At 62.0% G+C, this 25682-nt stretch carries 19 protein-coding genes and 1 pseudogene; 10 read left to right on the top strand and 10 right to left on the bottom strand.

Going from position 1 to position 25682, the window contains the following annotated elements:
* The first annotated feature begins 387 nt into the window (after positions 1–387).
* The gene (locus tag AC1DBQ_RS10960) at positions 388–597 is read left to right on the top strand and encodes a hypothetical protein (protein ID WP_476928525.1); all 210 of its coding nucleotides are present in this window, start codon (positions 388–390) and stop codon (positions 595–597) included.
* A gap of 20 nt (positions 598–617) precedes the next feature.
* Here the strand turns inward: AC1DBQ_RS10960 and AC1DBQ_RS10955 are convergent, their stop codons facing one another.
* Complete coding sequence (locus tag AC1DBQ_RS10955; protein ID WP_476928524.1) at positions 618–1997, bottom strand: hypothetical protein; 1380 nt, start codon at positions 1995–1997, stop codon at positions 618–620.
* A 220-nt stretch (positions 1998–2217) separates the two neighbouring features.
* On the opposite strand from AC1DBQ_RS10955, the gene AC1DBQ_RS10950 reads away from it, so the two are divergent.
* A complete protein-coding gene (locus tag AC1DBQ_RS10950; protein ID WP_476928523.1) occupies positions 2218–2466 on the top strand; it encodes a hypothetical protein in 249 nt (82 codons plus the stop codon).
* Here the strand turns inward: AC1DBQ_RS10950 and AC1DBQ_RS10945 are convergent.
* Positions 2459–2773: a hypothetical protein gene (locus tag AC1DBQ_RS10945; RefSeq protein WP_476928522.1), complete on the bottom strand. Its 315-nt coding sequence runs from the start codon at positions 2771–2773 to the stop codon at positions 2459–2461. The two genes, AC1DBQ_RS10950 and AC1DBQ_RS10945, sit on opposite strands and share 8 nt — an antisense overlap.
* A gap of 759 nt (positions 2774–3532) precedes the next feature.
* Here AC1DBQ_RS10945 and AC1DBQ_RS10940 point away from each other — a divergent pair.
* From AC1DBQ_RS10940 to AC1DBQ_RS10930, 3 genes are all read left to right on the top strand, one after another.
* The gene (locus AC1DBQ_RS10940; RefSeq protein WP_476928521.1) at positions 3533–4330 is read left to right on the top strand and encodes a hypothetical protein; all 798 of its coding nucleotides are present in this window, start codon (positions 3533–3535) and stop codon (positions 4328–4330) included.
* A gap of 514 nt (positions 4331–4844) precedes the next feature.
* The gene (locus AC1DBQ_RS10935; protein WP_476928520.1) at positions 4845–5765 is read left to right on the top strand and encodes a hypothetical protein; all 921 of its coding nucleotides are present in this window, start codon (positions 4845–4847) and stop codon (positions 5763–5765) included.
* Positions 5766–6090: 325 nt separating this feature from the next.
* Entirely contained in the window at positions 6091–6546 is a 456-nt protein-coding gene (locus tag AC1DBQ_RS10930) for a hypothetical protein (RefSeq protein WP_476928519.1), read from the top strand.
* Positions 6547–8273: 1727 nt separating this feature from the next.
* On the opposite strand, the gene AC1DBQ_RS10925 is transcribed toward AC1DBQ_RS10930, so the two are convergent.
* The 3 genes from AC1DBQ_RS10925 to AC1DBQ_RS10915 all read right to left on the bottom strand — a co-directional run bounded on the left by AC1DBQ_RS10925 (position 8274) and on the right by AC1DBQ_RS10915 (position 11953).
* Positions 8274–9779, bottom strand: coding sequence for a restriction endonuclease (locus AC1DBQ_RS10925; RefSeq protein ID WP_476928518.1), 1506 nt, complete (start codon positions 9777–9779; stop codon positions 8274–8276).
* Between the two features lie 118 nt (positions 9780–9897).
* The gene (locus AC1DBQ_RS10920; RefSeq protein WP_476928517.1) at positions 9898–10989 is read right to left on the bottom strand and encodes a hypothetical protein; all 1092 of its coding nucleotides are present in this window, start codon (positions 10987–10989) and stop codon (positions 9898–9900) included.
* Between the two features lie 253 nt (positions 10990–11242).
* A complete protein-coding gene (locus tag AC1DBQ_RS10915) occupies positions 11243–11953 on the bottom strand; it encodes a hypothetical protein (protein ID WP_476928516.1) in 711 nt (236 codons plus the stop codon).
* A gap of 434 nt (positions 11954–12387) precedes the next feature.
* On the opposite strand from AC1DBQ_RS10915, the gene AC1DBQ_RS10910 reads away from it, so the two are divergent.
* Positions 12388–13104 carry a restriction endonuclease gene (locus tag AC1DBQ_RS10910; RefSeq protein ID WP_476928515.1) on the top strand — a complete coding sequence of 239 codons (717 nt, stop codon included), beginning with the start codon at positions 12388–12390 and terminating at the stop codon, positions 13102–13104.
* Between the two features lie 434 nt (positions 13105–13538).
* Here AC1DBQ_RS10910 and AC1DBQ_RS10905 read toward each other — a convergent pair whose 3' ends face one another.
* Positions 13539–13973 (bottom strand): SHOCT domain-containing protein, encoded by a 435-nt coding sequence (locus tag AC1DBQ_RS10905; RefSeq protein ID WP_476928514.1) that lies wholly within the window; start codon positions 13971–13973, stop codon positions 13539–13541.
* Positions 13974–14383: 410 nt separating this feature from the next.
* On the opposite strand from AC1DBQ_RS10905, the gene AC1DBQ_RS10900 reads away from it, so the two are divergent.
* Both AC1DBQ_RS10900 and AC1DBQ_RS10895 read left to right on the top strand, forming a co-directional pair.
* The gene (locus AC1DBQ_RS10900) at positions 14384–15106 is read left to right on the top strand and encodes a pentapeptide repeat-containing protein (RefSeq protein ID WP_476928513.1); all 723 of its coding nucleotides are present in this window, start codon (positions 14384–14386) and stop codon (positions 15104–15106) included.
* Between the two features lie 68 nt (positions 15107–15174).
* On the top strand, positions 15175–16269 hold the full coding sequence (locus tag AC1DBQ_RS10895) for an HNH endonuclease (protein WP_476928512.1): 1095 nt from the start codon (positions 15175–15177) through the stop codon (positions 16267–16269).
* 288 nt (positions 16270–16557) lie between these two features.
* Here the strand turns inward: AC1DBQ_RS10895 and AC1DBQ_RS10890 are convergent, their stop codons facing one another.
* Complete coding sequence (locus tag AC1DBQ_RS10890; RefSeq protein WP_476928511.1) at positions 16558–17316, bottom strand: 8-oxoguanine DNA glycosylase OGG fold protein; 759 nt, start codon at positions 17314–17316, stop codon at positions 16558–16560.
* Between the two features lie 275 nt (positions 17317–17591).
* On the opposite strand from AC1DBQ_RS10890, the gene AC1DBQ_RS10885 reads away from it, so the two are divergent.
* Entirely contained in the window at positions 17592–19427 is a 1836-nt protein-coding gene (locus tag AC1DBQ_RS10885; protein WP_476928510.1) for an SIR2 family protein, read from the top strand.
* A gap of 223 nt (positions 19428–19650) precedes the next feature.
* Here AC1DBQ_RS10885 and AC1DBQ_RS10880 read toward each other — a convergent pair.
* From AC1DBQ_RS10880 to AC1DBQ_RS10870, 3 genes and pseudogenes are all read right to left on the bottom strand, one after another.
* A pseudogene (locus AC1DBQ_RS10880) lies at positions 19651–20635 on the bottom strand (IS481 family transposase).
* 503 nt (positions 20636–21138) lie between these two features.
* Complete coding sequence (locus tag AC1DBQ_RS10875) at positions 21139–22464, bottom strand: tyrosine-type recombinase/integrase (RefSeq protein ID WP_476928509.1); 1326 nt, start codon at positions 22462–22464, stop codon at positions 21139–21141.
* A gap of 971 nt (positions 22465–23435) precedes the next feature.
* Positions 23436–23564 (bottom strand): hypothetical protein, encoded by a 129-nt coding sequence (locus AC1DBQ_RS10870; protein ID WP_476928508.1) that lies wholly within the window; start codon positions 23562–23564, stop codon positions 23436–23438.
* Positions 23565–24014: 450 nt separating this feature from the next.
* On the opposite strand from AC1DBQ_RS10870, the gene AC1DBQ_RS10865 reads away from it, so the two are divergent.
* Positions 24015–25682 (top strand): Ig-like domain-containing protein (locus AC1DBQ_RS10865; RefSeq protein ID WP_476928507.1); only part of this gene is annotated, 1668 nt, incomplete at its 3' end.

The following is a 25682-nucleotide window of genomic DNA, read 5'->3' as shown; positions in this document are numbered from 1 at the left end:
TTCCGGTATTTCGGGGACGGCCACTGGGACATCACGATCGACGGGGCCGCGGCCTTCCAGCTCACCCCTTACGGATCGAGGGTTGTCCACGCCGAGGGTTCCGCCGAGGACGGGCCAGCCATGACGAACCCGCCGCGCCGGCCGCCCTGGTCGCTGGTACTGCCCCGCCATTCGACGTTCCTGGKGTCGGCGGCCGCGGGCTCTGGCGGATCGGGGTCCGGGATCTGGCGGCAAAATCGAGGACGCCGACGGCAACGTCACCCTGCGCCGCGACGACGAGATCGTTATCGTCCCKCTCAAGGGCCTGTACCGGGTCCAGCGCATCGAGAACGGCATCCCCGAAGCCGGCCCCGGCCTGCTGCTGACCAAGGAACAGTTCGAGGCCGAGTGCCCTACTTCGAGTACGGCGTGAAGTTCCTGCCCCGCCGCAACGACATCGTCCCCCACGGCTCCCTGGACGCAGCCAAAGCTGCACTGTCCGACGCGCCGATCCTGCTGGCATCCGGAAACTACGGCATCGTGCGCCGCCTCGTCCACGAACCGGGCAACTGGGAGATCGTGCCCGGTGCGACCTTCGACCGGAGCCAGGCGGCATAGGCCGAAAGCCCCGGCTGGGGTCAGGGTTTCTTGCCTGCGAGGACCTTTCTGGCGGCGTCGCCGCGCGCACCGGAGCAATTCGCGGTGTAGAAGCCTAGGCCTTTGGTGCCGMCCATTGCATAGGCCATGCAGTCGGCGAGCTGCTCCATGCCAGCGGGTTTGTTGCCGAAGATCGTATTCATGCGCGCGTACAGCTTGGTAACGTCCTTCGAGTACACCCGGAAGGAGAGGATGTGACCGCACTCGTGCAGGGACGCGAATTGCAGGGGAAGCCCCATCTGGACGCCGCGGCCCATGCTGATGACATACGCGGGGTAGTGGGTGTAGCTGATGGGCCCGTCAATGAGACCGATCGCTTGGTTGGGGCAGTAAGCCTTCATGTAATTGGCGGCGGTCTTTGTGAAGTATGTGTCATAGTCCCGGGCACTCAGGTGCTCGATGACGGTCGTCGGGGACACCCAGGCCTTCTCACGGGGTGTAGCCTTTATCGCCAGCCGGTAGCTTTGCTTGACGGTGCCGCTGACCAACGGGGTTTTGAGCAGCGCGCTCCAGCCATTGGCTGCCGTGAAGCGGACAGCCTGCAGTGTTGCCCACGACCCGTTGCGGTAGACCTGGAACGCGCCGCGGMGTTCGCCGAGCGGACCGTTCAAACCGTACGTCACGGATCGCTGTGCTCCGGCACGCACATGCTTGTCCTCGTCGCCGAAYCGCACATTCGCGGAGACCGACGTGGCCTGGCGGGCATAGGTGGCCTTCTGCGTGGACGACGTTGCTATCGTTTTACCGTCCTTTGTCAGAATGCCCCGGAACACGGCCGTGCCTTCCGAGCCGAGGGTTGCGGAAAGCGTGGGTTCATCTGCCGTCAGAACACCGGTGGTGGCCACCGTCGTCCAGGTACCGGCATCAAGTCGCTGGAGCGATACTTTCGCCCGGGTGAATCCCTCGACTGAGAAGGAGAACCGCTTGATCGGGTCCGTGTTCTCTGACAGCGGGTAGATGGTGATCGCCGGGGTTGCGGCAGGCTGAAGCCACAACGTGTATCTGGAGCTCTGCGCGACCGCCGACCCGTCCTTCATCGCCTCCGCCCGAAGAAACATCAGGCCGGTCTGCTTGATGGCGTAGGTCGCCATCACCGTGTACTGGGCGGTGCTGACCGCCGACGGTGCCGTCCAGAGGATTACGTCTTCGCCACCAATGGTCCCCACCAGTCGCACGCTGTGCCMGACGCCATTGTTMATGGTGATGGTGGCGGTGTTCCCGGCGCCGGGCTCAAGATTGATTGTCGGCAGGGCTGACGACTGGACCGCGACGGTCGCCGGCGACGCCTGGGCTTCCGGCTGGGCCGCCAGGGCTGTTGGGGCCGGCACGAGGACTCCCAGCGCGATAGCTATTGCGGCCACCCCTGCGGCCAAGGGCCTTCGAGTGGCGCCACCAGTGCTCGACCGCGCCCCGACTATCGTTCTGTTTTTCAAGCATCCCCCAGCTGGATAAAGTCGTGGGGGATTGTGCTTCCGGCGACGCCGGGCAGATGATTGTTCCCCCAGAGCAGAGCCTAACTGCGAAGCAGGCGCTTTGTCCGGCGCGATGACGGCAACCCGCCGTTCTTTACACATGGCGCCCATGACAGCCGACGCCACCTTCCGCCCCTTCGCCTTGAAGCGGCCTTGCGGGAACTGCCCGTTCCGGTCCGACCGGACCCCGTTCCTGGACCGGGAGCGTGCCCAGGACATMGCGGAGTCCCTGCACGCGGACGCCTCCTTCCACTGMCAGTATTCGGGCCTCCGMGTCGCCGACGACCCGGTGCCGCTGAGCCTGACGCACCCGGATGTGCTAGAGGCCGCAGGCGTCATCAAGCGGCTCTTCAGCTGACGCTACTGTCCTTGGAACGGTCCTGCATGGCCTGCAGGTCTGCCGCCAGGGCCACCATGGCCGACGTCGGGGGCTCCACCTCTCCCGCGGTCTCCCCGCGGCTGTCCCCGAACCACTTGTGCCAGACGGCGGCCACGACCTCGGGGGTGATGGGCTCKCCGGCGGTCATCAGCGCGGCGAAGTCTTCCATCTCCGGGTCGTACTCGTCCTCGGGCGCCCCGTGGTCCATGACGCCGAGCAGGTCGTGGGCGTTGAGCCGCTGCGTGATGGCGGCCTTCAGGGCGGAGAGCTCCGGGGTGTTCGTCATGCCGCCAGTCTAGGAGGGAAGCGTATCGATCCTCACCCGGTCGATGCTCCGCGCAAGGGCCTCCTTTATGGCATGGCCCAGCCGTTTTGACGACGTAACAACGGCAATAAACCAAGAGCCGCCATGTCCAAAGATTGTCCCACCGGCTATTATCACGCGTGTTACGCATTTCGCATCGAGCAATTTGGGGGACCCTTGCTGCACAAGACCGCGCCCATCAGGAAATGGGTATCTGCTGTACTCGGCGCGGCCCTTCTCGGTACCAGCCTCGTCACCGGCCTTAGCGCCGCTAATGCCTCAGTGAACTTCCCGGGTTACCTGAACGTGGCACCGGGCGTGACGGGCGGATCGGGCACGGTGAKAGTCACGGAGGGCAGTTCGAGCTACGCAGTCATCACCTACAGCGATACGCGGTGCGGCGGTCAGGGCKGCAAATACTCCAACCCGAACATCGCTGCTTCCTCCATTACAATCGGCTCAAATGTCTATAAAGCACCAGCTTTAACGCAGTGGAACCGAATACATACCAACGGTTACACCTTCAATAATGTGACATGCAAAGACGGTGCCGGGAACACGATCTCCGGAGTGACTTACCAGGTGGCGGAATACCAACTGTCGTGGAGTATTGACTACTCCTGCCGCGCTCCKGGCACTCAGGTGAGTGGAACTATCTCATCGCAGGATACTTACCCGACTTCCGACACAATTCCTGCCAATGGCCCCCTCCCGACCGCGTGCACGACCCTCTCCACGGCGGTGCCGACGATCACGGGCACGGCGAAGGTCGGCTCGGCCCTGACGGCGGCCCCGGGAACCTGGGGTCCGGCGCCGGTGGTGCTCACCTATCAGTGGAAGGCCAACGGCGTCGCCATCACCGGCGCGACCGCCGCCACTTACAAGCTCGCCGCGGCCCAGGTGGGCAAGACCATCACGGTCACCGTCAGCGGCACCAAGGCCGGTTACACCACCGCTTCGAAAACGTCGGCGGCCACGGCAGTCGTTGCCTCCGGTACGCTCGGCCCGGCTCCGGCGCCGACGGTTACCGGCACGGCGAAGGTGGGCTCCACACTGACCGCGGTTMCGGGAACGTGGGGTCCGGCGCCGGTGGCGCTGACCTATCAGTGGAAGGCCAACGGCGCCTCCATCACCGGCGCGACTGCCGCCACCTACAAACTCGCCGGAGCCCAGGCGGGCAAGACCATCACGGTCACCGTCACGGGCACGAAGGCCGGCTATACGACCAAGTCGAAGACCTCCGCGGCCACGGCAGTCGTTGCCTCCGGCACGCTCGGACCGGCGCCGGTGCCGACGATCACCGGCACGGCCAAAGTAGGCTCGACGCTGACCGCGGCCCCGGGAACGTGGGGTCCGGCGCCGGTGGCGCTGACCTATCAGTGGAAGGCCAACGGCGTCGCCATCACGGGCGCGACCGCAGCAACCTACAAGCTCGCCGTGGCCCAAATGGGCAGGACCATCACGGTCACGGTCACCGGCAGGAAGACCGGCTACACGACCAAGTCGAAGACCTCGGCCGCCACCGTCCAAGTTGTTTGATGATGCCAACTCGACGCGGCGCTTGGTTGAAGAGGCACCATCGTGACGGGCATCAGAGGGTTATGAATTTTGCATCGACCAATATGGGGGACTCTTGTCGTACAAATCCGCGCACATCAGGAAATGGGCATCTGCCGCACTCGGTGCAGCCCTTCTCGGGACCAGCCTCGTCACTGGCCTTAGMGCCGCAAGCGCCAGCGCCAGTGGCGGCTTCTCCGGGATCATCACTCCCGGGACCACCGGGGGAAGCGGGACGGTGACCTACTCGTTCCCCCAGAAGGTAACGACCGTATACAACGACTCGAGGTGCGCACCGTTCTCGTCAATCCAGACGCCGCCGTCGGACCTGAGCGCTGTTGTGACGATCGGAGGGAAGGTGTACACATCGCCGCCGGTATCGCAATGGCCGGCGCAGACTACGACCACGTCCGGAAAAGGATGCTTCGGGCCAGGATTCGCGGAATACTTCCCTGACGCGGTAGGAACTCAGACTCAGACCTTGCTCAAATGGAGCATGAACTACAGCTGCCAGGCCGCCGGAACACCTGTCGTCATTTCGGACAGCATCTCGGGCGKCGGGTACACCACTTCCGTCCCCGCAAATGGCACCCTCCCCGCTTCCTGCCTCTCCGCGCCGGTTCCGACGATCACGGGCACGGCGAAGGTCGGCTCGACATTGACGGCTGTCCCGGGAACGTGGGGTCCGGCGCCGGTGGCCTTGACCTACCAGTGGAAGGCCAACGGCGTCGCCATCGTCGGCGCGACTGCCGCCACTTACAAGCTCGCCGCGGCTCAGCTGGGCAAGACTCTCACGGTCACCGTCACCGGTACGAAGTCCGGGTACACCACCGCCGCGAAGACCTCCGCTGCCACGGCCGCCGTCGTTGCGGGTTCGCTCGGGCCGGCGCCGGTGCCGACGATCACGGGTACGGCGAAAGTGGGCTCGATCCTGACGGCTGTCCCGGGTACGTGGGGCCCGTCGCCGGTGGCGCTGACCTATCAGTGGAAGGCCAACGGCGTCGCCATCACCGGCGCGACCGCCGCCACGTACAAGCTCGCCGCCGCCCAGCTGGKGAAGACCCTCACGGTCACCGTCACCGGGACCAAGGCCGGGTACACGACCAAGTCGAAGACTTCCGCTGCCACGGCCGCCGTCGTTGCGGGTTCGCTCGGGCCGGCTCCGGTTCCGACGATCACGGGAACGGCGAAAGTMGGTTCCACCCTGACGGCGGTTCCCGGCATCTGGGGTCCGGCGCCGGTGACCCTGACTTATCAGTGGAAGGCCAACGGCATCGCCATCACCGGCGCGACCGCCGCGACCTACAAGCTCACGACGGCCCAGGCGGGCAAGACCATCACGGTCACCGTCACCGGCACCAAGGCCGGCTACACGACCAAGTCGAAGACCTCCGCGGCCACAGTCCAGGTTATTTGACGGGACTAGCGTGGAATACCCTGGCTGGCGTGGATTCAGTGTCGGGCAAGCGGGTGACCCGGGGTTAGCCACGCGGAGTGTCAGGACACGGCTTCCAGCTTGGCCAGGCGCTCCGCGATCCGGCACCCGTCCCAGTATGCCGCCGGGCACGTGGCCAGCACCGCTTCAGCACCGCGATCTCCTCGTCCCTCTGGGAGAGCTTGCGGTGGATGATGGCGGCCTGCGCCGCGCCCTGACCTGACCTGACCTGACCTGAAGGCTGTGGGCGACAAATGTAAGGTCTGAGGTAAAGCCCAGCATGCATTCTTCGCACGAAAGAGTCCCCGTGAATGACACCCCCCGCCGCCAGGTACCGTCCGACTTCAACCAGCCGCCGCCTCTCCGGCGTCAGGCCTCACATGTTAGTGCTCCCGCCGGCCTTCCGGCCAGCGAGCCGGCACTGGCCCCGGGCAAGGCAAGCCTGACAGCCGCGGGCAGACTCGGGGCGGTCGGCCTGGCCCTTCTGGTGGCCGGCGTCCTTTGCGGCCTCGTTCCCCACAGCAAGCACGTGGAAGCTGTCTCTCTTTCAAAGCCAAACGTCCCCGGTCAGCTTCCGGCCTATTCCTCTCCCGCGACTGACTACTACTGCGGATCGCCCTGGGTTCCGAACTACGGGGGCTGCACCGTTTCCGATTTCGGCGCATTTCCGCAGGTGGCAGTTCTGCTCGTTGCGCTCGGCCTGATCGCCATCGGCGCCTACCTGGCACTCCGGCCCGGCACCCGAAGCCAAGCGGAAGGCTGAAAGGCATCCGGTGTGCCGTGCCGGGTCTCACGAACTATAGGTGGAGAGTCCCGGGCGTGAAGCGCCCAACATCATGTGAGTCCCCATCGGAAGCGTCTCATCATGTCGGTCCATGTTGTTGTCTCAAAATCCCTCAAGAAGTTGCGAGTCTGTTCGCGTACGTCTCAGTCGCTGGCGCTCGGAAGATGGGATGGTGGCACACATACGATGTAGCCATGAACGAGGAGCCCCGTAAGCAGCCGCGCTTTCTCACCGTCGAGCAGGCAGCGGAAGTGTTGAACGTTAGCGACGCGGCATAAGGTCCCTTCTTCGAAGCGGAGAACTCCGGGGCTTCCAGGTCGGAGGCCGCGGCCAATGGCGTACCGGGATCGACGACCTGCAGGCCTACATCGACTGGGCGTACCGCCGCGTGGCCGAAAAGGTCTCGCGGGGTGAGTTCGCCGAAGTAGAGGTCGGGGGCGAGTGATGCAACGGGTGCTTGGAATATGAAGGCCCGGCTGAGCATCTAGGACACATGGTGTCAGGCCGCTCCAATACGGTGGGCGTATGGACTTGACCCTGAAAGCGTGGTCCGAAGAATTGACCTACGCCCTCGCGATTGGCAGCCCGGGTGCCTGGGCAATGATGACGGTGGCAACTTGCAAGACCGCCGCCGCTGGCGCGGAGGGCATGGAGACAGTAAAGAGTGTTGTCGCTGCTCGGGGACTCCCGCTCATCGAGCTCGACGCCCGAACAGTGGCTGCTGATCCGTCCCTCCTGCCCRCGGAGGCAAGTTTCGTAATCTTGCATGACGTCAAACGTCCCCTCCGGCCGCTGTGCCCCTTCTCGTTGGAGAGTTCCAGCAACTCGTCATGAAAAATCTGTTCGTGGGAATGCTCGTAATAGGGTCGCMCGCGGGCATCAAGGCGCTGAGGCGCTGAGGCGCAAGGGCCTCGGGCTCGTCAACCGCGCAGAAGTCCTGGATGTCTAGATTTAGCTGCGCGTAAGCCTCGAGTGTCTGAAGGAGCGGATCTTGCCGCGTCAGCAGGTCCACGGGCGCCGGGCGCTGGAAGGTCAGGAATGTCCAAATATTGGGTCGTGGCCGCACAAAAACGTTCTGCGGCCTCACCCTGGCCTCACCCTGTCCGCACCAGACCCCGCGCCGAGACAGCCGAAAAACCTCTAGAATCCGCGGAATTTCACGGCCTTGTCCTCACGTCCTCACTGTCCGCACTGAAAACAAGATATATACAAGAGAGAAAGGTGTTATTAGTTTGGGAAAGCCCGCATATATATACCTACCTCTCTTCATATATCTCTTAAAAGAGTTAAATGTGAGGCCACCCCCTTATGGGGGCCCTACTTCCCAGCGCTGGCGCGGATTTTGCTGGCCTCACATAGGTGTGGACACGGTGTGGCCGGTGAGGCCACGGCTTTCCCGCTCCGCAGAACAGCGGGGGCGGATCAGGTCATGGGCAGGGACGTGCAAGCACAAGCCCCACGGTCCAGTTCCTGCGCGGAAAGTCTCCGCCGCTCACGACCTCATGTCTCGGCCGGTCGCCTGGATCGAATTCACAGAACATCATTGGCGACGGGCATCGGTCCTGCTGGCCTCACCAGTCAGGCGCATCGTGGATTCCGCCAAGGCCGTCCAAGCGCCGGCGGAAGGGACTCGAGACCTGGAGGCCCTTCAAATCCCGGGTTGAGTGTGCCTGCGACCTCGGCGTCTATGATCTGCTTCGCTTGCTTCACTTAGAAGGCAGACCGGACGGGACCTCCCGCTGCTTGAGTTCGAACTCGGCGGCGAGCTTCTTCGATTCCTTGATGTTGCGGGCAAAGGCCACCGCGCGACGCATCGGCGAGGCGTCCGCGATCTCAAGCCGCTGGCCGTTGACCCCGCGCTTGGACAGTCCGTTCCAGCAGCCGACGATCCGGGCGGCGTCGTCGAGCTTTAGGTCTCCGTTCTCCTCGAACAGGCCTTGGAAGGACCGGGAGACGGCTTCCTCGTCGACGGCCAGGACCAGTACTTTGTAGTCGGCCAGGTGTCCCATCTCCACGGCCTTGCCGAAACCCAGATGGTGGAACTCGGGCCCGTAGACGGCCTCGTCGTCCATGGAGTAGACGGCGACGTTGTCCTCGGCTGCCTTGGCCTTGGACTCCTGCACGTAGATCCGCGGGGTGGCGGTCATGTAAAGGCGCTTGGCGGCCTTGATGTAGGTGTTGTCGTKGACGCGTACGAACGTCGAATCGTCGTGGTCGGCTTCCGTGATGCCGGTGGTGCGGTGGGCCTCGTCGCACAGGATCAGATCGAAGTCCGGCAGGCCATCCTTCTGGGCCTGGGCGATGACGTCGATGGACTGGTAGGTCGAGAAAACAACGGTGACAGCTTCCTGGCCCGTGCTGATGCGTGCCCGGTTGAGCAGCTTCACCGGGTCTGTGGTGGCCGGGAACGCTAGGTCGTGGACGGAGACGTCTTCGTGCTCGCGCCGGCCCACCTTGGTGTCCGAGCACACGGCCAGGGGCCGCAATGGGACGGTGGCCTGCGCCGTCCACTCGTTCAGGGTCTGCTGGAGCAGCGCGATCGAGGGCACCAGGAACAGCACACTTCCGCCGACGGGAACCTGTTCCTCGACGATCTTGAGCGACGTGTACGTCTTACCCGTGCCGCAGGCCATGATCAGCTTTCCCCGGTCGCCGGCCTTGAAGCCGACGGCGACGTCGTCGATGGCATCCCGCTGGTACTTGCGCGGAGCCTTCCGGTCCAGCTGGCGCATCTTCTCCGGCTGGTCCACGTCGAACTCGGACCAATCAATAGTCGATTCGGCCAGATCCTTGAGCCGCAGCCGGGTCATCTCCTTTGACTGGCCCTCCAGTGCGTCTTCGGCGTGCTTGGACCACTTGTCCGTGGTGGAGACCACCATGCCGTAGGAAAAGTCAGTCTTGCCGGCGGCCGTGAAGAAGGAATCGATCTGCCCCTTCTGCAGCGTGAGCGTCGGGTCGAAGAATTTGCACTGGATGGCGGTGAGCTCTCCCGTGTAGCGGTCCCGGGCGACCAGGTCGATACCGGTGTCCACCTTGCCGTTCCGGCCGGGCCACTCGTTCCACATCCACACATCGGAGAACTGGTCCGCGTACTTGGGTTCGAGCTGTAAGTAGCGCCTGATCAGGCGTTCGAAGCTTGTTCCTTTGTCCTTCTGGTCGATGGCTTTGAAGTACAAGCGGTCAAGGACGTCTTCGAAAGTTGTGGAACCCATGAGAAGTATCTTGCCTCATTGGTTGACCCGAACGGCTCAACGTGACCACGCACATGGCGGCATGCGGTTGCCTACAGTCCGGGCCGGCAGCGAGGTCAAGCGAGCCAGGCGTTTGAACTTAGAGGTCCTTTAGGATGCTTGCCAGGTCTCCCGGAGTTCTCGGCAGGATCGTGTTCATCCGCTCATGGAGCTTTGCTCGTACTAAGCCATTCCTTGCAGCTGCGTCGGTGAAGACGATGTCGCAGTATGGCACCGCGAGCGACATGGCACTGATGTCGTGGAGGTCATTGACTGACCATCGTTTCTTTGCGTCGCGGTGATAGTGGGTCTTCAGCTCAACGGTCACGCAGCTGCTGGGCATGCTCAGTACCAGCCTTCGGGCATCTGTGAGGTTGTCCACGACATCACTAAGAGTCATGGCCCGCGCCGTCAACTCGGCAGTGAGCATGTCGATGAGTTCGAGATTCACCTCGCGCCCGGCCAACACATCCCTCAAGCGTCCGCGGCGCCAACTTTCGCTAAKCTGTTCATCCGCGAAGTGCTGCTCGATTCGTACGTTGCCGAAAAGAGACTCTCGGTGGACCTCGGGTGCATATCCTCGTTCTCGCATCCCCGGGAGGTCCTCATCGCTCGGCCCTGCAATGAGCATTCGCTCGGCCTGACGTTCCAAGGCTCTCAGCCGCTCCTGAAGCTCTGGATCGAGGGTGTTGCGCTCGACGGATAAACCATCGGCATCCACCCGACGCAGCCCACCTACCCTGCCGAAGGCATGCAGAAGGCTCTTACCAACCAGAGGGACGGGTGAAAACGCCAGGCCACGCGTTTTAGTCATGGCATCCAGGGTTGCCTGCAGTTCGAGTTTCTTAACGTCCACAAGGCTGGCCATGTACTCGAAATGAGTTAGTTCTTCGATGAGGTTGGCCAGATCGTTCCTCTGGCGCGGATCTTGTATTGCGTAGATCTCCTCCACCAATGGGGCCGACAACAGGATTCGAATCCGCTTTTCTGTGACGGCTCGTCGGCATTGGTAGAGAAGATCTTGGTAGCGGGCCGCGCTTCCGCGCTGGAGTTTCGCCTTTGCGAGGTTTATCCAGTGATTGAGATCCAAGTACAGCAATGTAGGCGGGGTTGCGGGCCTCTTCAAAGCAGGCGGCCAGACGAGTTCAAACGGGGCCATGTCAGGACGAGGCTTTGGTCCGTCGATTTGCATGGGAACCAGCCTAGTGGCGCGGCCGTGATGTTCCGGATGGCGGCGCTGGCGGGTTCTCAGAGTCGCGGGCAAAAGGGCGACTTTCTAAGGGGCAGTCCCGCCAAAACGGTGATTGCCGCCACTCTTCCGGTGGCAGGAAACCGACAGCTGGCTGATCCGATGTTGGCCGCACGGCGAACATGAAGTCCAGTCAATCTGTCGCGTGTGGACTCCGTCATCCGCCGGGTGCGCTGGACCGTCTCCGGAAGATCCGTCACTTAGTGTGCTTCTCACGACGGAGGTCCCAAAGCCTCCACGCTTCACTGGTCATTAGCACGGCGACTCCCACTGACTTGGCTAACTCCTCCACACTGGAGGTCATGCGCCGGACGTCGACGCCCCGTGCAGAGAGGGCCTCCGTTTTGCGAACCTGCATCGGCCAGGACCGGGCATGAGCCGTAGCGCTGGCGACCCGCCACTCGTAGGACAGTGCCAATCGCATCCACTCGTCGTCGACTTCGCCTGCTTTGGTCAAGTGGGCAGCGGCCTCACGCATCATCCTTGTCGTGTCGAAGTTGCCGGAATAGGCCGTGTCCTTGCGAAGGAGTTTCAGCCGGTTGACTTCGCCGGTTAGCTCGGCGTCGACTCTGCGCAGATCGTCGATGAACCCGGCACCTAAGTTGTCTCTGATGTATCCATCGTTCAGGTGGTCTCGAATKAACGTCCGATGTTGGACGCGTTCGCCAAGGGCGACAGCAAGGCTGCGGTCGATTCGCTGTGGCCTCCTCCCCGTGAGAATCCAGACAGCTTGCGAGGAACCCAGCAAAGCGGCACGCGCCGGGGTGAAGATGGCGCTGGGGCGCAGCGTCAGTTCGTCCTTGGCTAGGTCTGCGATGAGCCCTAAATGGTCGACGGCGGTTAGCAGCCCATATCGGGCGGCCGAACGGACGGGGTTGCCAATGAGTCCTTCGTCGTCTTTGGCCAATGAGCTGCCTGATGCCACATGCTCGGCCGGAGGTGACGTCGTTTCTTGGTGCGGCTGTGCCGCCAAGGGCGCGTGTTCATGAGGGGCCCGCCGCGGACCGCCTATGTACCCGCACTTTAGCTGCCGTTCTGACCACAGGGTGCAAGACTTTGCAGGCCGCCTATTAGCACGCAATGACCCAGAAACGGGACAGGTAGCAAGGCTTGGTTTAGCGCCCCTGCGCTGTTGACCCGAGGGCCGATTCTTCGTCTCAGTGTCGAGTCCCAAGATGATCTTCCGGTGCCCAGTGCCCCGTGCCCCGTGCCCGGCAAAGGTTCCTGAAGCGGACGACCGGGGCCGCGTCCACCGGTGACGCACCGCAGCCAGTCCTATGGGTGACATGCCCTCGCGGCTCCGGGATGGGGAACAACGGACTAATGCCTCAGAATGGTGCGGTGAACGACAAGACAGAAGAAGCGACAACCGACGATGAACATGCGATCGCCGAACCTACCAAGAAGCTCTGGGAGATCTACGAAGCGGATGTAAGGAACCACACCGCAGCCCTCGACGCGGACGCCACGGTGCAGCATAACGTCAATCTGCCCGGAAAGATCAGCAAGACCCCCCRCCAGATCGACGTTCTCGTGAAAGGGATAGTCGCGGGGCAGGAGATCGTTATCGCGATTGAGTGTAAGAAGTACGCCAAGAAAATAGGCATCGGCAAGATCGACGAGTTCGCAGGAAAGCTTGAGGACATCGGAGTGGATCGCGGGATCTTGTACTCATTCGAAGGGGTAACGGGGCCTGCTCTMGCCAGGGCAAATGGTGCCTCCCAGCCGAAGATCTCGCTCGGTGATCTAAAGGCGACGCAGCCCAGGCTTCCCGATTGGCGGAAAGTCGTTCCAGAAGTTGGATTCCCCAAGTTCGGCGATTGCCCCAATGTGAACTGCATAACTGGCGAGATCGATTGGAACAAGTGGGAGCAAGACTCGGGCGAAGTCATCGAAGCTGGCACATGTACTGAATGCGGAATTGATGCAGTGCGGTGCCCGACCTGTGACGAGAAGACCGCGTTCATATTTCCTAGACAGAAGTGTGACGGTTGCGAACGGTTCTATGAACTGGAACAAGACCCCGACGGCACGTTTGGTGGCGTCGTGGGTGTGTAGGGACGGTTCGGCAGGGTTGCCGCCCCGCCAGGCCTGGAGCTGTTGCGCCGTGGGCCGCGTTGGGTCGGTCGCTGAGCCAGCGGAACTTCGCCGTCCCTAAAGACGGCGACGACTGACGACCAACGCTAACAGCCAAGGGCAGGAGCAGACCGAGAACAGCTCCGCCGCCGCCGTTGAAGAAGCCAATGGACGCAACCAGGCACATGACGGCAGAGATACCGACGCGTTCGAACGACTTATCGGCGCTGTCACGAGCCTTGAGATCAGTGTTCGTACAGTTGCGGCAATTGGCGGCAGTCCGGAGGTGTTGTCACCCTCGATGTAGCTTTTGCCCTGTAGCCGGCCGGGCCCGGTTCCTGAGTGACCAACGCGGGAGTCCTCTCACACCAACAGAAAAGGCCACGGAGTTTTCCATGGCCTTTGTCGGTGCAGCGTTAGCCGAGCAGCTTCGCCTTCTGTGCCGCGAACTCGTCCTCAGTGAGGATGCCGGCGTCACGGAGCCCGGCGAGCTTGGTCAGCTCGTCGGCGATCAGTCGGCCGGCAATTGCTCCCGCAGCCGGTGGTGCCGGCTCATGGGCGGCCTGCCCTGCGTCTGAACCGAAGTCCGGGTGTGCCCGGAACCAGGCCTCGATCTTCTCCGCTACCCCGTGGTTCACGCTGACGGAAGCCAGCTCTGTTCMTCTGCCAAGGATCCGCAGCGTCCGCTCCAGCGTTTTGGAACCTTTGCTAACGGAGAAGCCGGTGACGTCGGCGATTCGGACCCTGAAGGCCTGTGTGAATTCGACCGGCTTCCTGTAGGAGGCTGTGCCGTCACCGTTGTCGGTGATGGTGCCATATCCGAAGCCGAGCTTGCGTGTCTCTGCTGCCATAGCGTGTCCCTCTGTAGTGGTGGTTCTCACCGCATTTTGCCACGTGCCCTCGCCGTCCTGCTGTCGCCGCGGCGGCCGCGTTGCGGCCCGGCGAAAACATACACMAGGCGAACCTTGCTTTGCTTTCTAAACCTGCTTCAGAAGGGAAGAAAGTCAATACGTGGCAAGGGCGCTCACGTCCTCGTGACACMGCCGGACTTAGGCTGTTAACCATGAATCGTCTACCGGGGGCGCTACCTCCAAGGCCGTCCCGGCCTCCAGCGTCGAGCCTTCGCCAACATCGTGAGAACTGGTGGCGCGAAGTGCTGGTGGGGCTGATCTCGGGTGCAGTTGTCGCCGTGGGATCTCTCATCAGTCAGAGCGTGGTGGATGACCAGAGGTCGGAGCGGGAGCGAGTCGTTGCGGAGCGCATGGCTGATGAAGCCGACCGACGGGAGAATTTAAGGTTCGTACGGGATCGTTCYTCCGACGAGGCGTCCGCGAAGCCCTTTACCGACATAGATCTGGAGGGCCAGAGCCTACGCGGTCTGAAGCTCAACAAGGCTGACTTCAACGGCGCGACTCTCCGTGAGGCATATCTGGACGGGGCGTCTCTGGCTGAGAGCACGTTCGTGAACTCAGCCCTCAATAAGGCAAGCTTCGCCGACGTCGACCTGACCCGCACCAATATCTACTTTTCGGACGCCTCAGACGCGCGATTCTCGGGCGCCAAGCTTTCGGGCGCGTCCCTGAGTTTCGTTACCTTCGACAACGCCGATCTGCGCGGGGCTGAGCTGTCGAACGCTGACCTCTACCAAGCACATCTCGTCAACGCCGACCTCCGTGAAGCCAAGCTCTCCGGAGCAAAGCTCCATGACTCCGATCTCACCGGTGTGAACTTCAGCGGAGCTGATCTTCGTGGAGCAGACTTAACCGGCTCCGTGTTGGAGTCCAACATCTGGAAAAGCACAGTGACTGGCCAGGTCTTCAGCAAAAGAGGCGAAATCTCCACGGAAGTCACACTTGTGACATGTGCAGATGCCACCACCATCTGGCCACAGGGGTTTACGCCGCCCGAGACAAAACCGGAGGGTTGCGATACGGACTCAACACGTTCCATTCTGGACGAGGCCCGGCGCCTGGCCAGAAAGTAAAAGCCATTCTGCGACAGAAGAGGGACACCACCTGATACATTCAGGCCAGCCGGGCGGAGGGGGACCACGTGGCGCACCAGCGCATCTATAAGCCATGCGAGCAGTGCGGCGAACCGTTCACCATGAAAGGGAAGCAGACGCTGGCACGTCAAAAGCTTGCCCGGTTCTGCTCCGTGGCATGCCGGACTGCCGCCGGCCGTCGTGACGTCGTCTGCGAGCAATGTGGCACCACCTTCAACCTCAAGGCCAGCCTGGCCAAAGACCGGCACTTCTGCAGCCGGGCGTGCATGTTCGTAGCCTGGGGCTGTGCAGTCTGTTCGAAGATCAGGCCGGAGGAGCGCCGCGCAGAAGGTGACCCTCATTGCTCAGACCGCTGTAATCTCACCCTGCAGCTCGAGCAGTTGAAGGCGGAAACGGGGGACTCCCTGGCGCCATGCAGAGTGTGCCTGCGCATCCTGCCGGAGGAGCAGTTCACACGGGAGCGGAAGAACCGCAACGGACTCTCCAACGAGTGCAAGGCGTGCAGCCGCAGCTATTACGAGGACAATAAGGACGCATACCGGCGCCGGCGTTACGGCTATCAGGCAGCACCGGGTGGAATCCTGGTCGAGTTCACGCCGGCCCAGAAGGCAGCCAGGTTCGCGCTTTGGGGCGGCCGCTGCTGGATGTGCGGCATCGCTGGGGCCACCGAGGATGATCATGTGAAGCCGATCTCCAAAGGCGGCTCGCACTGCCTTTCCAACCTGAGACCCATCTGCAAGCACTGCAATAACTCCAAAGGAGGCACCTGGCCGCTTCCGCGAGTAAAGCTGCAGGCCCGCTTCATCCATCCTGCCCCTAGGGATGGGCGGGCCGAGGACGAGGTAACTCGTCGCGAGCCGCGACGGTTGTGGACGTGCCCTAAGTGCGGGGAAACCACCCTTGTCCGCGCACACGAGGCCCGTACAAGGAAGTTCTGTTCACGTGAGTGCTCCATTGCGGCTAGGGAAGCCAAGGTTCTAGAAAAGACCTGTCTCAACCCTCGCTGTGGCAAAGCGTTCACCATCCCTGACCAGATGTGGGCCAAGGGCCGGAAGTTCTGTTCGATCGACTGCGCCTGGATTGCCCGCGACCGGCCGGCTCACTGGCGGAATGTGGTCGAGGGGCAGACTGCCCTGTTCTAAAACCACTGTGTCCCACGGCTGACCCTGATTAGCGGAAATTGAAAGGGCTACTTGATTAACGTTTGAGGGACACTATTTACGCCGCCCCGCCCCCGCAGGTCTGTCGGTCAAGAGTCTGCGGCTGGCAGCGGAGGGCAGAACCGAAGGCGACATTTTTCTGGCGAAAAGCCAACCGGTGCTGACCGGTCTGCTCGCCATCGGAGTAGATGTCGAACTCCCGGCGAAGAGATGTGCTCGCCCAGTTGGGGACTAGGAAGTCGGTCGCTAAGTAAGCCCTGCGGAGTTTCTCTAGCTTTGATCACGTTCGCCGTTTGGGTCCTTCTCTGCCGGCTGGGCCTTTCCGGTGGCAAAAGCCCACCGTTCGACTTCGTCTGCCCCCACCGTCCGATCCGGAGTGGAAAGTTCCCGTGCCCAGAAATGCATCACCGCCAACGCGCGCTCATAGACGCCCACGCCGTAGTTCGTGGTCCGGGGGAGAAACACCCTCATTCCCGTTTCTCGGAAGAGGGAGGTCAGGACGCGCTTGTCGACGATGAGGCAAGGGTGGTCCACCGCCCCGCCGCCTGAGAAATAGAGGAATTTCGTAAAGAAGTTCGGGCCGAGATGTTTCAGGGCGTTCCCCCCGGGCTGCATCAACAGAAACGCGGCGCGCGGATCCGTGACTGATCGCTTGGCCGCATTGTGCAGAAGCAGACCAGCCTTTGTCTGGTCTGCGTCTAAGGACTGGATACGTCCTGGGGTGTTGCGGTGCGCAGTACCTGTTCCCCATACGAGCATGTGCCAGAAGAGCCGCAGCGCACCGACGCCCGATTCATCATCGCGCGCCGCCGCAGCCAGACGGAACAAATCCCCGCGGCTAATTCGTCCGCGGTCATTCTCTCCCTGGCTACTGGCCACCGGGCCACCACGCAGGTGCCCCATCTGCCGGTTCCACAAGCCCAGATTCAGCTCGAACCCATGGCCGTTGATGGCATTGGCGCGGGGGTGCTCCTCAATCCACCCCTTCAGCGGGGATGGGACTCCGGGCAGTTCGCTGGGTTCGCTCATGGACCCACCTTAGGCGAGGGCCGTCCTTGGTCCGGTCTTCCGCCCCGACTCCGACGTGTCAGGCTGGAACTGGACCGAAGACGTCACGATCCCGCCGGGCAGGTTCGCGCGCGCTAGCGTATGTGCATGACTGTCAGAAGCACCCAGAACGACCTAATGACCCTAGCGTTTTCCGTTTACTCCAGCCCGGGATCGTTCGCTCTGTTGATCGGCTCTGGGGTCTCAGCTGCAAGCGGGATTCCTACCGCGTGGGTGTACGCCAAAAGCTCACCTCGATGGTTGCTCTCCAGGCCGGGAAAGACCCCGACGACATCAAAGACGCGAACGCTTGGTACGAGGAGACTTACGGCAACGACGCCGAGTATCAGCCACTGTTGGAACGGTTGGCGCCCACGCCGTGGGAGYGAAAGAGMATCCTGCAGGACATTTTMAAACAAACAGAAGAAGAGCGACAAAGTGGCCTMAAAGAGCCCACCGACGCCCACCATGCCATCGCCCGTCTTGTCGCAGATGGATATGTGAAAGTCATCGTCACGCTGAACTTCGACCACCTCATTGAGAAGGCGATCAGAGCTCAGGGAATCGACCCAGTCATTCTCTCCTCCAATGCCAGCCTGGAAGGGATGGAACCCCTGCACACCCAAGGATGCCGGGTCATCCACCTACACGGCGAGTACCAGGATCCCAGCTCAATGCTGAACACGTACRACGAGCTCGCGGCATACAGCCCCCCACGGCAGGAGCTCCTGGAGCAGATTGTGCGTGAGTACGGTCTGATCATCGCTGGGTGGTCGGGCGTTTATGACCCTCAGGTTCGTGACGCTATCCGGAGCAAGTACTCGGCCAGGCAGACTATGGGCTGGTTTGAGCCGCATGAGGCCAGCAAGGAAGCCCAGGCCTTGATCAAGGAGAAGAAGGGCTTTCTCATCCGCATCAGCGCCGATCAGGGTTTCAGCCAACTCAGTGACGCCGTGCGGGCTATGAAAGCCCGGGAAGCCCGCCATCCATTGTTAGTGGCTGCCGCCGTGGAAACGGCCAAGCGGGAGCTCGCCGGCAAGGCCGTGGCAATTTCGGTCCACGACCGTTTCAAACGCGAAATCGTGCGGGTGCACGAAGGTCCGCATTTCGTATCGACGAATCTCCCGATGACTCCGAAGCCTGAGGTGGTAGCGGCCATCGAAGAGGCGACCACCGTAGCCGCGGCGCTCACTGCCACCTTGGCTTACTGGGGTTCACCCCTGACCGATACGTGGTGGATGAACGAGATCCGTAKACTAGCAGCACCGACTCCGGCCGAAGGCTTGGTCTGGCATCTGAATCTCAAGCTCTTTTCGGCCGCAGCGTTGTACTATGCGGCAGGGATTGCCGCCCTTGCTKGGCACCGCCATGAAGTGCTGGCGCGTCTCTTGAACATGAGCCGCCCAGGGGGGCTTCTCGACGGGCGCGAGTACTACGGATCGCTTCTCTCTGCCGACCGGCTCTACGCAGAACACAGCATGCCTCCGAACCGGATCCACGGCTACCTGGCGCCCGTCCTCGAAGAAGCGCTTTCCATCAGCTCACAGGAACTGGATGATGCCTGGCAGGAATTCGAAGCGCTCCGACTGGCCGCGCGACTTCAGAATTCCCCGGCATTCTCCGACCTCTTTGCCAAGTACACGCGGTCAGTCTCCGACTACGACCTGTTTAACCAGAAACATGAAGCCCGGGAGAGGAACGGGACACAGACCGAGGAAGCGAGAGGGCAGCTCAGGAGGAAAGAACAGACCCGGAACGACCTCCTGAGCGGCTTCGGCCAGTTGCTCGACGTGGGTGCCCCACACCTGTTCACGACGCACGCCAACGGCTCGGACTTCCTCGTACCCGCAGTGGAGCGCCTGCTGGATTCTTTGGCAATGGAAGGGGAGTGCMACCCGTTGATCTCCGCCGGCTTTTCCGACAGCGAAGCCTCACTGTTCGTCTCTCTATCTGGCGTAGCCAAAGCCGCCGGCAAGCAAGGGTCAGACTATGTCTTTCGCTACATGGTCAATAAGGTCGGATCCATAATTMCCTCAGCGTGGCTCGATGACGTACCAGCCGATGGGTGGAATGGGGAGTTGAAGGAGAATTAGAGTTTGTCAGTTCGCTGATGCCGCGCCAATGTACCAGGCTGCTTTCCCAGGGCGACGTCTGGTGGCTACGGCGCGCAGTGGCTCATCAGCTACGGGGTGTCCAGATCGCGCTGAGGGGAGAGGGGCGGTTGCGCGGTGAGGGCCAGTCGTAAGCGCCTACCCACTGAAGGGCGACGCCGATCCTCGTCTAATGGGCCACCAAATCGATCCAGACTCGCGCCCGCTAGTTGTACTGCCCAGGCAKGTTAGTTAAACGGCTGATAGGCGGTTGGCCTCCGATTGCGGTGTGGGGCCTGTGGTGATTGTAGTGGTGCATCCAAGCCGGGAGCGCGTTTCTGCGGGCTGATTCTGTGGGGTAAAAGCGTTGKAACGCCCATCCCTCCGCCAGGGTGCGGTGGAACCGCTCGATCTTGCCGTTGGTCTGCGGCCGGTAGGGGCGGGTCCTCTTGGCCTTGATGTTCATTTCACGGCAGGTGTCGCGCCAGAGATGCGATTTGTAGGCCGGGCCGTTGTCGGAGAGGACCCGCTCGACCGTGATACCGCGGGCGGCGAACCAGGACACTGCCCTTTTCAGGACKGCCACTGCGGTGCCGGCGGTTTCGTCTTCGTGGATCTCCGCGTAGGCAACCCGGGAATGGTCGTCGATGACCGTGTGCACGTAGGCAGTGCCTATGACCGGGTGGCTGCGGCTGCCGGTCCTGACCGGTGTCGCTGCACGGTTCCGGTMGCCCTGGTTTCGGCCGACGTAGCGCCAGCCGCCACCGTCCGGGATCTTGCCGRGTTTCTTGACGTCGACGTGGATCATGGCGCCGGGCCTGTCGTGTTCGTACCGGCGGATGACCTCGCCGGTGCGCTTATCCACGTGGTGCAGGCGGTTCAGCCGGCACCTAACCAGGACCGCATGTCGAGGCCGGCATCGCCAGCTTCGCGCCGATCGCGACCGGTCCCAGCCGTTGCTTCCAGCGCAGGTGCACGACCTTGCGGACGAGCAGCTGCGGGGTCCTGTTCGGCATACTGTGCGGACGCGATGACCTGTCAGTCATGCCCGCCTCACCCATAGCGGCGTAGCGTTCAGCCCAGCGTTTCGCCGTGGGCCAGGAACAGTTGAACTGCTCAGCGGCACGGGAAACCGGCCAGCCGTGGTCTATGACCAGACGAGCGACCCGCAATCGTTGGCGTGGAGTCAAAGCGGCATTAGCGTGGGACATTGAGGACCTCCTGGTTGCCTCAGCGGTTGTCAAAGCAACTCCACTGTGAAACCGGAGGTCCTCACCCATCACTCAACGACTCCAGCGAGTCTTCACATTCACCCAACCAACGTCCCTGGGCAGTACAGCTAGTGGGTCGTTCCACATGATCGCTGACAGATCTCCTCTGCAATGGATGGTCGGCATTGCTGTTGACGAAAACAACACAGATACGACACGTTTACGACACGCTTTCAACGGGAACTGCAGGGAACGCGCGGGTACGATTTGGACATCAACAGTTGCGAAATCGCTGGTCATAGGTTGGTTCAAGGCACCACCGGGAGCACCCGGGATACTCCGCCGCGATAAGCGGGGGTCGTCGATTCGTATCCCGCTGATGGCCGCCCTGCGGTGGTCCAACGGTGGGGATAGCTATAGGGTAACCGCGAGCGGCCCGATGTTCTCAAGCGTTGAGTACAGCTCCTCACTTGTGTCGGTGGTTTTTTTGACGCCGGATGCAACTAGGAGTCCGCTTCCTTGTCGCGTTTGTACATGACGCTTGCGAGATGCCCGCTGCTGTCCGGTGCCTCCTGCCGCTCCCGCAGATACGAGCGTATCGTCACGGCAGTTCGCTTGTGGCCTAACTGTTGAGCGGCCTGGTCGATCGACACCGTTTCGGCGATGAAAGTGCMGACAGAGCGCCGGAAAGTATGGGGTGTTGCAGTYGTTATGTCGCATGACGCTCGCCGTTCCTGTTTTCGCCCCACGAATTCCTCGTTATCGGGAAGGTCGTAGGCGATGTTGAGCTCCTGACGGACTTTGCGCCACCGGCGGCGAAAGTTATTCAGCTGCATCCACTTGCCACCACGCGCCGGAAAGATCGCGCCCAAGGGGTTCGCGCGCCGCTCGTTGGCCCTCCGTGCACGGAGCATGGCTGCCACCTCCGGGCTTATGTGAAGATCGAGAATCTTATCGCCCGTCTTTCCGTAGTCGTGGCGGAGCATGGGTTGCCCTTTCTCCCATCCGACCTTCCCATTGATCTGAACCCAGTAGCCGTGCTCCGGATTGTCAATCCAGACGTCCTCCCACCTCAGTCCCAAGAGCTCTGAAATCCTCATTCCAGTGGCCAGCAGCAGTTCCACTCCGTCGGGGACGTCCAGGTTCTGTCGGGGTCCTGGGCGCGTTACCTGCAACTGATCTTCCCCATGCTTGCGTACTRCAATGAGAACACTGGCCATGTCTTCCTTTTCAACGATCTGAACAGGTTTCTTGCGAGGCYGAGGCAGGGAGGCAACCTGTCTTACGGGGTTGCCGGGAATCAGGCCCAGACCTGCGCACCAGGTCAGGATGTTGGAGAGGATCACACGGTTATGTTCGGCCTTGGCGTAGTACCGGCCACCGTCGATGATGTCGTGGAGGAAATTGGCGCAAGTGCTCACGTCGATTTCGGCCAGCGTGAGAGTTCCTAGAGACGGGACTATGTCAGCTCTGGCAATCCTGGCGTACTCATAGGCGGTACTGACACGCAGTTCTTGGCCGCCGGCCTCGATGTACGAGATCCACTTCTCAACGATCTGGGCAAACGGTACTTCTGATCCTTGCTGAAGCTTCAGGATCGGCTTCTTTTTKGCGGCCTTCGCTTTAGCGCTGTCCTCCGCAGCCAACGTCTGAAATACCGCAAGAACGGCGCCTTCGGCTTTGCGCGGTGTCGTGCCCGTGCGGAAGCGTTGGATGAGCTTGCCGTCCAGCGTCTTGTACCGTCCGTGGGCCAGGTATCGGCCGTCAGCTTGCTTCTTGGCCCGAGGTATCTGCCCCCATGACCCGGGCGGCGTGTGATGATTGGCCACTATGCCKCCCTCGGTGCTACTCGTTGCGACGACAGCCACTCGGCMATGTCTTCGATTGCGTAGACCACTGCGCCATCCAGTTGACGGTAGTACGCGGGGCCCTTGCGTTGTGTGGCCMAGTTGGCCAGTGTTCCGGGTGACYGGCGCAAATAACTCGCGGCCTCGGCCCGTGTCATGAATTCCTGGGGCATCCCTTGGATCCCGTGTGTCGTGCTCTCAGTTGCTGTCATATTGGTTTCTATGCGGCCGTTTCGCCGACGGGCGTCGGATTGCGCATCAGGTGCCGAGACCACGTCGGGATAACACTTTGCATAACACTTTGAGAGTGAACAGGCGTGAACCGATCGTGATGGTCCGTGATCGCTGGTGAAGCCGGGGCGGTGTTCCTGCACGTCAGAGCCGAATTTAGTGAGGTGCCGTGAACGCGCGTTATCCCGTGTTCGCATCGAAGAGGTCAGGAGTTCGAATCTCCTTAGCTCCACAGATTTCAAGGGGCCGGTGAGGCCGTTGGACAGGCATTTTCGTAATTCCCTGCTTCTATCGCCGGCCTGGTCATCACAGCTGCAATMACGKAGCATCTCTAGTTGGTTGCCCACTTCGTAGAGCGACAACTGGCCCACCGCTCCGGACGCCGTGACCCCCAAGTCATCCACTCAGGCGTGATTTTGACGATTACGCTCGCGCTGCCGGACTCCGGCCGGCCGGAGCCGCCTACGGGTACATCGGCGACATTAACAGGTAGCAACCACTCGTGATGTCTCAGCCTCGGACCGGATACGATCGGTCCGCTGTGCCGGTGATTGCGGCCGGACGACTCCGGCGGCGTATTTCAATCACGCCACGGTCAGGGCTATGTTCCGAACGTTCACTGCGAGGGAACTCGAGGAAACCATGCGGCGGTACATCGGGTGTTTAGTCTCTATCGCTACTGTTGTCGCGCTCGGGTTCCTTTCCCTGCCGTCTCCGCCAGCTCACKCCGCGGGCGGCTTGGCGACAGACACGGTGGTCAGTACGCACCAGTCGACGGCTTCGACGAGCGTGGTTTCGCCGGTCTTCACCACCAGCCAGGGTGGGGAACTAGTGATTGCATTCGTGACCACGGATGGACCCGCGACCGCCGGTTCCCAGCAATTCTCTTCCGTCACCGGTGGCGGGCTCACATGGCGCCTGCGCCAGAGGACCAACGTTCAGTACGGCACCGCCGAAGTCTGGCAAGCCGCGGCGGTTGGCATTCTCACCAACGCCACTGTGACGGCCACGCACACAGGTTCGTACCAGGCTTCCATAACCGTCGCCACTTTCACAGGAGCAGACACTGCAACCGACGGGGCGGTCCTGGGGGCCAACGGGGCAACCGGAGCGCCTACTGCCACAATGACTACAACCCGCACCGGTTCATGGGTCTGGGCTGTCGGTAACGACTGGTCAACAGCCACCACCCGCACCGTAGGAAGCGGCCAAACCAAAGTCGATGAGTTCCTTGCCAGTAGTGCGACACGTTTTGGACACAACGCCAGTCCGCCCCCGGCACAACGACTGCGCCGGCTTCCGTGACGATCAATGACACCGCACCCACCGTCGACAGGTGGAATCTGTCGCTGATCGAGATCTTGCCGGCGGGAACGCCGGACACCGTGCCGCCCACAGTCAGTCTCACAAGCCCGGCCAATGGTTCAACTGTCAGCGGCACGATAGCTGTGACTGCGACCGCCAGTGATGATCAGGGAGTCGCCGGTGTCCAGTTCAAGCTCGACGGGGCCAACTTATCGGCCGAGTCCACAGCCCCGCCGTACTCGGTGCCGTGGGACACCACCGCCGTTGCCGGCGGCACCCATGCGCTCACGGCCGTAGCCCGGGATGCCGCCGGCAACACCGCGACGGCCACTGCTGTGACTGTTACCGTGAGCAACTCCGTCAACGACCCCGCGGTGGTCGGTTCCTGGGGACCAGTCCAGGCGTGGCCTGAAGTTTCCATCCACGCGGCCCTGACCAATACCGGGAAGGTCCTGACTTTTCAGGGTGACTTCACCCAGGGAGGCCAGCAGTACCTGTTGGACCCGGTCACGGGCAGCTATATCCAGGTGCCCAACGCTGCCGCTGACCTGTTCTGCGCCGGGCAGGCTGTACTTCCGGACGGCCGCATTCTGGTCGTCGGCGGAACGGCTACCAGCGGGGGACTGGGTATCCGAAATGTCGACGCATTCAGCCCCGTCACCGAGGCCTGGCAGGTGCTCGCGCSCATGCACTACCCGCGGTGGTACCCCACCGGTACCACCCTGGGCGACGGCCGGGTACTCGTGACCTCCGGGGCGAACACCGGCGCCACGGACCTCGTGCAGATTCCTGAGATCTATGACACCCAGCACAACACCTGGAGCGACCTGAGCACGGCCACCAAGAACATCCCCTACTACCCCTTCATGTACCAACTGCCCGACGGGCGGGTGCTACAGGCTGGTGCCTCTGAGCAGGCGACGTCCACGCTCGCACTCAACGTGGCCACACAGCAGTGGAGCACCATCGACAGCCGCCTGATTGATGGCGCGTCCATCACCAACTACGCCCCCGGTAAATTCCTGAAGGCCGGATCGGCATCCGACAGTGGATTTTCTGGCGCCTCATCCAACTCTGCATTCACGCTTGATATGAACCTGCCCAACCCGACGTGGCAGCCGACCGCGTCTATGCAGTATCCCCGCAGCTTCGTCAACCTCACCACGCTGCCCGACGGCACGGTCCTGGCCACGGGAGGTGGCACCGACAAGTCCGGCTACGACGAAAGCAAAGCCGTCAAGCCGGCCGAAATCTGGAGTCCTGCTACGGGCGCGTGGACCACTGTGGCCGCATTGACAGCACCACGTCTCTACCACTCAACGGCCCTGCTCCTGCCCGACGGCCGGGTCTTCGTCTCGGGCAGCGGCGGTAACCCCGGCGTACCCGACGAGACGAACTACCAGATCTACTCACCGCCGTATCTGTTCAAAGGTGCCCGACCCACCATCAGTTCGGTTCCAGCCACCGTGCAATACAACGCCAGCACCTTCGTTCAGACCCCCAACGCCACGAACATACGGAGCGTATCCCTTATCCGCACTGGCTCGGTGACCCACTCCTTCGATCAAAACACCCGCGCGTTGTCACTGCCGTTTACTCAAACGTCGGGCGGACTGAACGTTCAGATGCCGTCAAATGGCAACTATGCCCCGCCGGGCTATTAC

Source organism: Arthrobacter sp. 10T413_2 (assembly GCF_056394205.1).
The sequence above is the reverse complement of the archived record's forward strand: the minus strand, read 5'-3'. Positions and strand labels throughout refer to the sequence as shown.

What these genes read in the sequence shown, in the direction of transcription:
- AC1DBQ_RS10890 (WP_476928511.1), bottom strand. Translation starts at nt 17,316, where the DNA reads ATGAGCGAACCCAGCGAACTGCCCGGAGTCCCATCCCCGCTGAAGGGG.